The 11,133-nt window shown below is 61.9% G+C and carries 10 protein-coding genes; 5 read left to right on the forward strand and 5 right to left on the reverse strand.

Features of this window, described 5'->3' with window-relative positions:
* Positions 1-11: 11 nt before the first annotated feature.
* On the reverse strand, positions 12-971 hold the full coding sequence (locus CEC48_RS21345) for an oxidoreductase (RefSeq protein ID WP_088425548.1): 960 nt from the start codon (positions 969-971) through the stop codon (positions 12-14).
* 96 nt (positions 972-1,067) lie between these two features.
* Here CEC48_RS21345 and CEC48_RS21350 point away from each other — a divergent pair, with 96 nt between their 5' ends.
* Positions 1,068-2,030, forward strand: a complete 963-nt coding sequence (locus CEC48_RS21350) for an AraC family transcriptional regulator (RefSeq protein WP_088425549.1) — start codon at positions 1,068-1,070, stop codon at positions 2,028-2,030.
* Positions 1,987-2,928, forward strand: a complete 942-nt coding sequence (locus tag CEC48_RS21355) for an alpha/beta fold hydrolase (RefSeq protein WP_088425550.1) — start codon at positions 1,987-1,989, stop codon at positions 2,926-2,928. The genes CEC48_RS21350 and CEC48_RS21355 overlap by 44 nt, the downstream gene beginning before the upstream one ends.
* Here CEC48_RS21355 and CEC48_RS21360 read toward each other — a convergent pair.
* Both CEC48_RS21360 and CEC48_RS21365 read right to left on the reverse strand, forming a co-directional pair.
* Complete coding sequence (locus CEC48_RS21360) at positions 2,891-4,357, reverse strand: HAMP domain-containing sensor histidine kinase (RefSeq protein WP_088425551.1); 1,467 nt, start codon at positions 4,355-4,357, stop codon at positions 2,891-2,893. The two genes, CEC48_RS21355 and CEC48_RS21360, sit on opposite strands and share 38 nt — an antisense overlap.
* On the reverse strand, positions 4,354-5,064 hold the full coding sequence (locus CEC48_RS21365; protein ID WP_088425552.1) for a response regulator transcription factor: 711 nt from the start codon (positions 5,062-5,064) through the stop codon (positions 4,354-4,356). Before CEC48_RS21365 ends, CEC48_RS21360 begins: the two co-directional genes overlap by 4 nt.
* A gap of 286 nt (positions 5,065-5,350) precedes the next feature.
* Between CEC48_RS21365 and msrB the strand changes: the two genes are divergently transcribed.
* Genes msrB through msrA form a run of 3 tightly spaced genes read left to right on the forward strand, consistent with a single transcriptional unit; the run spans position 5,351 to position 8,361 of the window.
* Entirely contained in the window at positions 5,351-5,863 is a 513-nt protein-coding gene (gene msrB, locus CEC48_RS21370; RefSeq protein WP_088425553.1) for a peptide-methionine (R)-S-oxide reductase MsrB, read from the forward strand.
* A gap of 29 nt (positions 5,864-5,892) precedes the next feature.
* Positions 5,893-7,650 carry a cytochrome c biogenesis protein DipZ gene (locus CEC48_RS21375; protein ID WP_088425554.1) on the forward strand — a complete coding sequence of 586 codons (1,758 nt, stop codon included), beginning with the start codon at positions 5,893-5,895 and terminating at the stop codon, positions 7,648-7,650.
* 15 nt (positions 7,651-7,665) lie between these two features.
* Positions 7,666-8,361, forward strand: a complete 696-nt coding sequence (gene msrA, locus CEC48_RS21380; protein ID WP_088425555.1) for a peptide-methionine (S)-S-oxide reductase MsrA — start codon at positions 7,666-7,668, stop codon at positions 8,359-8,361.
* A gap of 133 nt (positions 8,362-8,494) precedes the next feature.
* Here the strand turns inward: msrA and CEC48_RS21385 are convergent, their stop codons facing one another.
* Positions 8,495-9,445: an alpha-E domain-containing protein gene (locus tag CEC48_RS21385; RefSeq protein ID WP_088425556.1), complete on the reverse strand. Its 951-nt coding sequence runs from the start codon at positions 9,443-9,445 to the stop codon at positions 8,495-8,497.
* 2 nt (positions 9,446-9,447) lie between these two features.
* On the reverse strand, positions 9,448-10,857 hold the full coding sequence (locus CEC48_RS21390; protein WP_088425557.1) for a circularly permuted type 2 ATP-grasp protein: 1,410 nt from the start codon (positions 10,855-10,857) through the stop codon (positions 9,448-9,450).
* Positions 10,858-11,133 lie beyond the last annotated feature (276 nt).

Raw genomic sequence — 11,133 nt, forward strand, 5'->3', positions numbered from 1 at the left:
AGCGCCGCCGACTACAACGAGACATCGCACAGTTGCTGACTCAAGGCCCACAAACGTTCGGCTTGCTCCGGGTCGACGGCCCAGGACCGTACGCCGTTACGCAGGGTGTCGTCCTGCGACGGTTGGGCAACATCGCAATCTTCGCAGTAGAGTCCGCCCATGCCCTCCAGCAGCGGGCTGACCGCGCACCATACCGACGTTGCGGCGCCTTGCTCGGGGTTCTTGTAGTGACTGGCGCCGCAGATATTGCCCTGATCATCCAGGGCACCGACGAACGCCAGGTCGTCCTTGTCCAGATAACGGATCAAGTCAGTGAGGATTTCCCCAGGGTGCACGGAGAATGCGCGCACACCATGAGCTTTACCGCGTTGGTCGAGCGCTACCGCGAACAGCGCGTTGGCAGTTTTTGACTGGCCGTAGGCGAGCCATTTGTCATAGGGGCGGCGTTCAAATTGCGGGTCGTCGAAGTGCACAGGGCTGAGACGATGGCCGAGGGACGACACCGAAACCACCCGTGCCCCATTGGCCCTGCACAACGCGGGCCATAGCCGGGCGGTGAGCTGGAAGTGGCCCAGGTGATTGGTGGCAAACTGGGCTTCGATGCCTTGCGCATCCCGTTGCAGTGGGGTGGCCATGATTCCGGCGCTATTGATCAGCAGGTTCAATACCCGCCCGCTCGCGAGGAAATTCTCGGCAAACCGGTCAATGGAAAGCGGGTCGAGTAAATCCAGGCTGGCGTGTTCAACACCGGCCATTCCCGACAGGTTGCGTTCGGCCTTTTGAGGATCCCGTGCGGGAACGATCACACGCGCACCAGCACCGGTCAGCACGCGCACAGTTTCCAGGCCAATGCCGGAATAGCCGCCGGTGACAATCACCGTCTTGCCACGCAAGTCGCAGCCCGCCAAGGCTTGCAGGGCGGTAGTGCTGGCGTCGAAGCCGCTGGCGATGGGGGTTTGTGTCTTAGTCATGAAAAATCTCCTTATGGGAGGCTCAGGTTCCTCGCTGGAGCCCGGACGCGGAATACCCTAAAGTCCGTGTTTCTGTCGCGATCGTCCGGAGCTTTTATGGATACCCTTTCCGATGTGCTGGCACTGTTAAAAAGCCATCGTTCGACCTTCGCCGGCCTGAAGGCTGGAGGCACCTGGGCCATTAATTTTGCGGCGCCGGATGGCATCAAGTTCAACGCCGTGGTGGAGGGCAGTTGCTGGCTGGAGGTGGAAGGGCTGGTGGTGCCGATTCGGCTGTATGAGGGTGATTGTTTTCTATTGACCCAGGCACGCCCGTGGAGGCTGTCCAGCAATCTGTCCCGTGAAGGCGTTGACGCGCGTGAGGTGTATGCCGATGCGGTGGGCGGCATCGCGACAGTGGGTGACACGGTGGATTTGTTTTTGATCGCCGGGCGTTTCATCTACGGGGATGACGCCCGGCTGTTGCTGGACAGCTTGCCGCCGGTGCTGCGGGTGAGTGCCAACTCCGAACAGGCGGCCGTGTTGCGCTGGTGCCTGGACCGCCTGGCCCGAGAATATGCCAGCCCGTTGCAAGGCGCGGCGCTGATGACCGAGCATTTGGCGCAAATGATGCTGGTGCAAATCCTGCGGCTCTATCAATCTTCCATGGGCGCCAGCACCACCGGTTGGCTGGGAGCGTTGACCGATTCGAGGCTGGCCCCGGTGTTGCGGGAAATTCACGCGGCGCCGGCCCGGCGCTGGACGTTGAGTGAAATGGCCGGCGTGGCGAGTCAGTCCCGTTCTACCTTTGCCCTGCACTTCAAGCAACGGGTGGGGTTGGCGCCTCAGGAATACCTGACCCGCTGGCGCATGCATCTGGCGGTACAGGCCTTGAAAGCCAGCGACAGCAGTGTGTCCACGATCGGCCAGTCCCTGGGTTATCAGTCCGACAGCGCTTTCAGCAATGCTTTCAAGCGCGTGATGGCCTGTTCTCCCCGGGAATACCGCGAGCGAACCCCACACAAGGAACCCAGTGATGAGCGATATCCAACAGCAGAAGGTCAAGGTCAACGGCATTGAATTGAACGTGCACATCGCCGGGCCCGAGAGCGGCCCGCCGGTGTGGCTGCTGCATGGGTTTCCCGAGTGCTGGCACTCCTGGCGCGAACAGATTCCGGCGCTCGTCGGGCAGGGTTATCGGGTGTTTGTGCCGCAAATGCGCGGTTATGGACAATCCAGTGCGCCGCCGGAGGTGGCCGACTATGACCTGCTGACCCTGTGCGCCGATATCCAGGGCGCCATGGACCTGTTCGGGCATCGCAAGGTCGTCATGGTCGGTCATGACTGGGGCGCGGTGGTGGCTTGGCACCTGGCGTTGCTGGAGCCTGAGCGAATTACCAAGCTTGTCACTATGTCGGTGCCTTTCGCCGGACGCTCACGCAGGCCGGTGATCGAGATCATGCGCGAGCTGTACGCCGATCGCTTCAATTACATCCTGTACTTCCAGGCCCCTGGCGTGGCCGAAAAGGAACTGGACGCGGACATCGAGCGGACCTTGCGGCTGTTCATGCAGGACCAGGACGTGTTCCTGCAGAAGAAACCCGCCAGCGCGAAACTGCTGGAGGGTGTTGCACTGCCGGGCAAGCTCCCGGCCTGGTGCAGCCAGCAGGACCTCGACGTGTATGTGCAGACCTTTGCCGGCGACGGCTTTCGCGGCCCACTGAACTGGTACCGCAATTTCGAACGCAACTGGCAGCGCACGGAATTCCTGGCCGGCAAGCAGGTGCTGCAACCGACGCTGTTCCTGATCGGCGACCGCGACCCGGTGGGTGTGTTCGAAGCCCACACCCTCAAGCGCATGCCCGACTCAGTACCGAACCTGCAACAAGCCGTCCTGGCTAACTGCGGCCACTGGATTCAGAACGAGCAGGGGCCCAAGGTCAACGAACTGCTGCTCGGGTTTCTAGGGCGAACGTGAACGTCGCGCCGCGGCCGGGCACATCGATCAGGCGGATCTCCTGACCGTGCAATTGCAGGATCCGGTGCACGATGCGCAAGCCCAGCCCGCCATCGCGACGGGCACCGCCAATGGTGAAGGCGCGCAGGAACAGGCTTTCGCGCAAATCGGCGGCAATCCCCGGCCCGCTGTCGCTGACGGTCACTTCGACAAAACCGGCCTTGGGCGCCAGCGTCACTTCAACTGCGCCCTTGAGCGGCGTGTGACGCAAGGCGTTATCCAGCAGGTTGGTAAGCACCCGTTCGATCAACCCCAGATCCGCCAATACCGTAGGCACTACCGGCGGCAGGCTTGCGGTTAGGGTGATAGCGCGGGCTTCGGCGGTCAGTTCGAACTTCTGGAAGATGTCCTGCACCAGGTCGGGTAACGAAAAACCTTCGATGACCGGCTGCACAAAGCCGTGTTCCAGGCGTACCAGTTCCAACAGTGACTGGGCCAAGCCGCCGACCTTGCGACTCTGGTCCAGGGCAATGCCCAGGTAGCGCCGGCGTTCCTGCGGGGTCAGGCTCGCGTCTTTCAGCGACAGGGTTTCCAGGTAGCCATGCAGTGAGGCCAGTGGCGTGCGCAGGTCATGGGAAATGTTCGCCACCATTTCCCTGCGTTCCTGTTCTTGATGAGTAATGGCGCGCCACTGCTCACCCAGGCGATTCTCCATCTGCACGAAGGCGTGGTCGAGCACCGCGATTTCATCCTGGCTGGCAACCTCGGGTGCCACGGCCTGCGGGACTTTCGGTGCGCCGTTGATATCGAACTGGCCGACCTTTTCGGTCAGCTGCCGCAGGGGCCGGGTGATCCAGGCAAAGGCGGTCAGGCCCGCCAACAAGCACAACAACGCTACCAGGGCGATGGACCACAGGGCGATGTTCAGGGCCATGCCGGTGGCGTCCCGGGCGTCGAACACATCGTGAGCCTCGCCCAACAACACCACATACAAGTAACCGGCCTGCTGGCCGTTGACCCGCAGCGGCGCGGCGCTGAACACCTTGAGGCCGTCTACGCTGCGCGGGTCATCGCCGAGGATCGGTAGCATCGCACCGCTAAGGAAACGGAGAACCGGCTCCAGGTTGACCTGGTCGCGGCGCAGGTGGCCGCTGGGCGCAGCATTACCGACCACGCGGCCGTTAATGTCCAGCAGGTACACCTCGACGCTCGGGTTCACCAGCATCAACTGGCTGAAGAGGTTGCGCACGGCATCCGGCTTGAGGCCGTCAGCGTCCATCAGTTGGGTATCGCGGGCGATGTGCGCGGCCAGGTCGCGGGACAGGCCTTGCACCACTTCCAGTTCGTGCATGTGGTTGGAGCGCACTTGCAGCCAAGCCGAGGTACCGCTGCAAATCAGCAGCAGCAGGGCGAATACCAGGGACAGGCGTTGGGTAAGGGTCAGCCTCATGTCGACTGCTCGGCAAATTTGTAGCCACGGCCCCACACCGTGAGGATGCGCGCCGGGTTGGCCGGGTCGGCCTCGACCTTGGCCCGCAAGCGGTTGATATGGGTGTTGACCGTGTGTTCATAGCCTTCGTGGCTGTAACCCCACACTGCGTTGAGCAGGTCCATGCGCGAAAACACCTTGCCCGGCTGTCGGGCGAAGAAGTACAGCAGGTCGAATTCCCGAGGCGTGAGGTCCAGCCGCTGGCCTTGCAGAGTGGCATCGCGGGTCAGCGGATTGATAAACAACTGGCCCAAGTCGAGGCTACCGGCATCCATCTTCAGGTTGCGTGCCATGGCGTCGACCCGGCGCAGCAGGGCCTTGACCCGCGCCACCAGCTCCGGCATCGAAAACGGCTTGGCCAGGTAATCATCGGCCCCCAGCTCCAGGCCGAGAATACGGTGCAGTTCGCTGGAACGGGCACTGGTGATAATGATCGGTGTGTAGCGCGTCATCGCCCGGGCGCGCCGGCAGATTTCCAGGCCGTCGACACCGGGCAGCATCAGATCAAGGATCAACGCATCCCAGCCGCCTTGCTCCAGCAGGCGCAGGCCTTCGTCACCGTCGGCACTGTGGACCACCTCGAACTGCTCATCGCGCAAGTGCAGGCAGATCAAATCGGCAATATGGGCATCGTCCTCGACCACCAGGACGCGTTTTGGCTGATCCATTGATAAAAACCTGTCTTCGTAATTCGCGCATTGTGCGGCTTTTGCAACAGTGTAGTTATCACGAATTGTTTAACTCTGCGTGAGGATTCCGCGACCACCCCGGGCCTAACCTTACTCATCGCAATGGCGTATGTACGCAACCCCATTGTGGCTAGGGAGCTTGCTCCCGTTGGGTCGCGAAGCGGCCCCAAAAAACTGGGAGCGCTGCGCACTCCAACGGGAGCAAGCTCCCTCGCCACAGGTTACTCGCCAGCCATAAGCATTTGTGTATGTTGAGGAGAAAGTCATGTATACGCGCCGACAAATGCTCCTGGCCGGCGGCGGCCTAGGGCTCGCGGTAATCGCCGGTGGCCTGCTGCAAAAAATCAACGCCGGCCCCGCCCTGATCGCCGAAGCCGAAGCCGCCGAAAACTTCGAAGTCAGCCACACCGACGCGCAATGGCGCACCCTGCTGACCGCCGAGCAATACGCAATCCTGCGCGAGGAGGGCACCGAACGCCCCTACAGCAGCGCCCTCAATAGCGAACACCGCAACGGCACCTTCGCCTGCGCCGGTTGCGCACTGGCGCTGTATTCCTCCACCACCAAATTCGAGAGCCACACCGGCTGGCCCAGTTTCTGGCAGCCCCTGGAAAACGCCGTGGCCAGCCACGTCGACACCTCCTTCGGCGTGGTACGCAAAGAAATCCATTGCAAGCGCTGCGGCGGTCATCAGGGCCATGTGTTCGATGACGGCCCAGCCCCCACTGGCCTGCGCTACTGCATGAACGGCGCAGCCATGACATTCACCGCGGCTTAATTCGATGTCTTCTTATAAGGGAATACCCCATGTGGCTTTTGGTTCTCGCCTATCTGGGCGGCGTGCTGACGATTGTCAGCCCGTGCATCCTGCCGGTTCTGCCTTTTGTCTTCGCTCGCACCGGGCAGCCGTTTTTGCGCAGTGGCTTGCCGCTTTTGCTGGGGATGGCGATGACCTTCGCCCTGGTCGCGTCGCTCGCGGCAGTGGGCGGCGGTTGGGTGGTGCAAGTCAATCAGTACGGTCGCTGGCTCGCGTTGCTGTTTGTTGCGCTATTCGGGCTGACGTTGCTGTTGCCAAGCCTGTCCGAGCGCCTGACCCGGCCACTGGTGGCGGCGGGCAGTCGCCTGTCGGAAGCCGCCGGGGCCGATTCGCGGCCGCGTCCGGGCGCTTCGTTCCTGATCGGCGTGGCCACCGGACTACTGTGGGCACCGTGCGCCGGGCCCATCCTGGGGCTGGTGCTGACGGGCGCCGCACTGCAAGGCGCCAGTATCGGCACTACCTTGCTCTTGCTGGCCTACGCGGCAGGCGCTGCCACCTCCCTGGCCCTGGCGCTGCTGGTCGGCGGTAAAGTCTTTGGCTTCATGAAGCGCTCGCTGGGCGCTGGCGAATGGCTGCGTCGTGGTCTGGGCGCGCTGATGCTGGCCGGTGTGGCGGCGATTGCCCTGGGCCTGGACACCGGGATCCTGGCGCGCTTGTCGACGGCTTCCACGGGTGGCCTGGAACAAAGCCTGGTGGAAAAACTCAGCGCCAAGCCTGAACAGAAGAGCGGGGCGATGATGGCCGGTGGCGCGATGATGGCTGCCAACCACAGCGACGCACTGCCGGTAGAAGGCCAGTTGCCGCCGCTGGACGGCGCCGTGCAATGGCTCAACTCCGAGCCACTGACCGCCGAGGCACTGAAAGGCAAGGTGGTGCTGGTGGATTTCTGGACCTACTCCTGCATCAACTGCTTGCGCACCTTGCCTTACGTCAAGGCCTGGGCCGAGAAGTATCGCGACCAGGGCCTGGTGGTGATCGGTGTACACGCCCCGGAATTCGCCTTCGAGCGCGACGTAAACAACGTCACCAAGGCCATGAAAGACCTGGGCATCACCTACCCGGTGGCCATCGACAACAACTACAAGATCTGGCGCGCCTTCAACAACCAGTACTGGCCGGCGCATTACTTTGCCGATGCCAAGGGCCAGATTCGCTACCACCATTTTGGTGAGGGTGATTACGCCGAGTCCGAGCGTGTTATCCAGCAACTGCTGCGTGAAGCGGGCGCAACCAAAGTCGCAAGCGGCTTGATCGAAGCAGACGCCAAGGGTATCCAGGCCGCACCCGACATGAACGAAGTGCAGTCGCCGGAAACCTATCTGGGCTTCCAGCGCGCCGAGAATTTCGTCTCCACCGGTACCCTGGCCACCGACACAGTCGCCAACTATCCGGCAGCCGGCAATCTCGCGCTGAATAACTGGACCCTGGAAGGCCAATGGAACGTCGGTGGCCAGCAAGCCACCCTGGCGACGGCCAACGGCAAGATCGTCTACCGCTTCCACGCCCGTGACCTGCACCTGGTGCTGGGCCCTGGCGCCGATGGCAAACCGGTGCGCTTCAAGGTCACCCTCGACGGCCAGGCCCCGGGCGATGCCCATGGTACCGACGTTGCGCCGGATGGCAGTGGCACCGTGACCGAACAACGCTTGTACCAGCTTGTACGCCAGCCTGGCGCCGTCAAGGATCGGACGTTCACCATCGAGTTTCTTGATCCGCACGTGGCGGCCTACGCCTTCACCTTCGGTTGATTGGGAGTGCATGTAATGAATGTGTTCAAGTATTTACCGGCCCTGGCGTTCGCCGCCTTCGTCGGCCACAGCTCGGCGTTCTCCTTCGGCCCGGCCGACGACGCCGTGGCCATCGCGCCACCGACCCTGGACCTGCCGGCAGACTCCGGCAACCTGCAAACCGCAGTCTTCGCCGGCGGCTGCTTCTGGGGCGTGCAGGGCGTGTTCCAACACGTGCAAGGGGTGAAAAACGCCGTCTCCGGTTATGACGGCGGAGCAGCCAGCACCGCCCAGTACGACAGCGTCAGCGGCGGCGACACCGGCCATGCCGAATCCGTCTCCGTGACCTACGACCCGAGCAAGGTCAGCTACGGGAAGCTGCTGCAGATCTACTTCTCGGTGGCCCACAACCCCACCGAACTCAACCGCCAGGGCCCGGACAGCGGCACCCAGTATCGTTCGGCGATCTTTGCCCAGAACGCCGAACAACAAAAGGTTGCCCAGGCCTACATCAACCAGCTCGATGCCGCCAAATCCTTCGACAAGCCGATCGTGACCAAAATCGAGATGGGCAAGGCGTTCTACCCGGCGGAGTCCTACCACCAGGACTTCCTGACGGAAAACCCGTCCTACCCGTACATCGTAATCAACGACCTGCCCAAGGTGGCACAGCTGAAAAAACTGTTCCCCGACCAATACCGTGCAGAACCGGTACTGGTAAAAACCCAATAATCCAAACCCAGCGCAAAACCAAATATGGGAGCGGGCTTGCTCGCGAATACGGTGTGTCAGTCACTTAAAACATCGACTGATGGACCGCATTCGCGAGCAAGCCCGCTCCCACATTTTTAGTTAACGGTGCGGCTTAAACCACCTCCAGGTACGAGCTATGAATCGCCTGCGCCAACTCCCGCACGGTATCGATAAACTCCGTCAGCCGGCTATGCAGCCCATCCTCCAGAATCTCATCAATCCCGGTATACCTCAGCCGCGCCTCAAACTCGGCGGCCAAACGCTGGGCGGTACGCCCATAACTCCCCGGCAAGTCCGCCAGGATATGGCTCAACTCTTCAATACACGCATGCAACGAGCGGGGCACATCACTGCGCAACAGCAACAACTCCGACACCGACCGCGCATTCAGCGCATTGGGGTACAGCTCGGTATACGCTTCGAATGACGACAACGCCCGCAACAACGCGCTCCACTGGTAATAGCCGCGTGCCGAAAGGTCGCTGACCTCTTCGGACTCTTCGCCAAACATCTCATACCGCGCATCCAGCAGGCGCAACGTGTTATCCGCCCGTTCGACAAACGTACCCAGCCGAATAAACCGATACGCGTCATTACGCATGATCGTCCCGGAAGTCGCCCCACGAAACAGGTGCGAACGCTGCTTCACCCAGTCACAAAAGTGGCTGATGCCATGCCGTGCCAACCCACCGGCCGCGATGCTGCGCATCTCCAGCCAGGTAGCGTTGAGGTTTTCCCACATGTCGGCGGTGATCCGCCCGCGCACCGCATGGGCATTGCCCCGCGCGGCCCGCAGGCAGTTATAGATACTCGCGGGGTTTTCCTCGTCCAGGGCGAAGAAGTGCAACATGCGCTCGGCGTCCAGCTGCTTGTGGCGTTCGAGGTAACTTTCCAGGGTGCCGCTGCTGAGCAACGACATGGCCAACTCATCCAGCCCGTCACTGCGCCCGGCCTGGGGCATCAGCGACAGTGAATAACTGACTTCCAGCATGCGTGCCAGGTTCTCGGCACGCTCCAGGTAACGGGACATCCAGTACAAATCTGCGGCGGTTCTACTCAGCATACTCAGCCCTCCACCACCCAGGTGTCCTTGGTTCCGCCGCCTTGCGACGAGTTAACGATCAATGAGCCTTCGCGCAGTGCCACGCGGGTCAAGCCACCGGGCACCAGGCGGGTTTCCTTGCCCGAGAGCACGAACGGCCGCAGGTCGATATGCCGCGGCGCGATGCCGTTTTCGACAAAGGTCGGGCAGGTGGACAGGCTCAAGGTTGGTTGGGCGATGTAAGCGTGGGGGCGGGCCTTGATGCGTTGGCGGAAGTCCTCGATCTCGGCAGCGGTGGAAGCGGGGCCCACCAGCATGCCGTAGCCGCCGGAGCCCTGGGTTTCCTTGACCACCAATTCAGGTAGGTGGGCCAGCACGTGGGACAGCTCATCGGGCTTGCGGCACTGGAAGGTCGGCACGTTTTGCAGGATCGGCTCTTCATCCAGGTAGAAACGGATCATTTCCGGCACGTACGGGTAGATCGACTTGTCATCCGCCACGCCGGTGCCGATGGCATTCGCCAGCACCACATTGCCCGCGCAGTAGGCCGCGACCAGGCCGGGCACACCCAGCATCGAGTCGGGGTTGAAGGCTTGCGGGTCGAGGAACGCGTCGTCGATACGGCGGTAGATCACGTCAACGGCTTTAGGGCCATCGGTGGTGCGCATGAACACCTTGAGGTCGTGCACGAACAGGTCGGCGCCTTCCACCAGCTCCACGCCCATTTCCCGGGCCAGGAACGCATGTTCAAAAAACGCGCTGTTAAAGCGCCCCGGCGTCAGCACCACCACGTTGGGGTTGTCCAGGCGGCTGGAGCTTTTCAGGGTCTTGAGCAGCAGGTTGGGGTAGTGGTCCACCGGGGCGATGCGTTGCTTGGCGAACACCTCCGGGAACAGGCGCATCATCATTTTGCGGTCTTCGAGCATGTAGCTCACGCCGCTTGGGGTGCGCAGGTTGTCTTCGAGCACGTAGTAGGTGCCGTCGCCATCGCGTACCAGGTCGACCCCGGAGATGTGCGAATAGATATCGCGGTGCAAGTCCAGGCCGACCATGGCCTTCTGGTAACCCTCGTTGCCGAGAACCTGATCGGCGGGGATGATCCCGGCCTTGATGATGCGTTGGTCGTGGTAGATGTCGGCGAGGAACATGTTCAGCGCATTTACCCGCTGGATACAGCCGCGCTCGATGACGCTCCACTCACTGGCGGGGATGCTGCGGGGGATGATGTCGAAGGGGATCAGGCGCTCGGTGTCTTGCTCGTCGCCATACAGGGTGAAGGTGATCCCGGCGCGGTGAAACAGCAGGTCGGCTTCACGGCGGCGCTGGGCCAGCAGTTCTGGCGGCGTATTGGCCAGCCAGCGGGAGAATTCCTGATAGTGCGCACGGCAAACGCCTTGTGCGTCATTCATTTCATCAAAGAAAGATCGAGCCATTCCAGTACCTTGTCAGTGCCCGGGGAACTACTAAATGGGTGGCACTGCCGCTTTAGAAAACGCATTTTTTTATGAGCCCGTGGCTGATGGTGCCAGCAGGCCTGGTCCTTACTTTCTTTTTGGGTGGGCTCTGGGTCGGGGGGTAACGATTGCTCCTGTATTCAGGCGGGGAAGGTGGGTGATTGAAGGAGTAAAGCAATGCCTGTGCCATCCACCCCTCTGTGGCGAGGGAGCTTGCTCCCGCGCCACAGAGGGGTGGATGGCACAGGCATTGCT

This window comes from Pseudomonas sp. K2I15, assembly GCF_002204795.1.
GTDB lineage: Bacteria > Pseudomonadota > Gammaproteobacteria > Pseudomonadales > Pseudomonadaceae > Aquipseudomonas.

Bases quoted from the DNA above. Each gene is read 5' to 3' on its own strand.
- msrB (WP_088425553.1), top strand. From the start codon at position 5,351: ATGTATACGCGCCGACAAATGCTCCTGGCCGGCGGCGGCCTAGGGCTC.
- CEC48_RS21350 (WP_088425549.1), top strand. From the start codon at position 1,068: ATGGATACCCTTTCCGATGTGCTGGCACTGTTAAAAAGCCATCGTTCG.
- msrA (WP_088425555.1), top strand. From the start codon at position 7,666: ATGAATGTGTTCAAGTATTTACCGGCCCTGGCGTTCGCCGCCTTCGTC.
- CEC48_RS21360 (WP_088425551.1), bottom strand. From the start codon at position 4,357: ATGAGGCTGACCCTTACCCAACGCCTGTCCCTGGTATTCGCCCTGCTG.
- CEC48_RS21345 (WP_088425548.1), bottom strand. From the start codon at position 971: ATGACTAAGACACAAACCCCCATCGCCAGCGGCTTCGACGCCAGCACT.
- CEC48_RS21365 (WP_088425552.1), bottom strand. From the start codon at position 5,064: ATGGATCAGCCAAAACGCGTCCTGGTGGTCGAGGACGATGCCCATATT.
- CEC48_RS21390 (WP_088425557.1), bottom strand. From the start codon at position 10,857: ATGGCTCGATCTTTCTTTGATGAAATGAATGACGCACAAGGCGTTTGC.
- CEC48_RS21355 (WP_088425550.1), top strand. From the start codon at position 1,987: ATGAGCGATATCCAACAGCAGAAGGTCAAGGTCAACGGCATTGAATTG.
- CEC48_RS21375 (WP_088425554.1), top strand. From the start codon at position 5,893: ATGTGGCTTTTGGTTCTCGCCTATCTGGGCGGCGTGCTGACGATTGTC.
- CEC48_RS21385 (WP_088425556.1), bottom strand. From the start codon at position 9,445: ATGCTGAGTAGAACCGCCGCAGATTTGTACTGGATGTCCCGTTACCTG.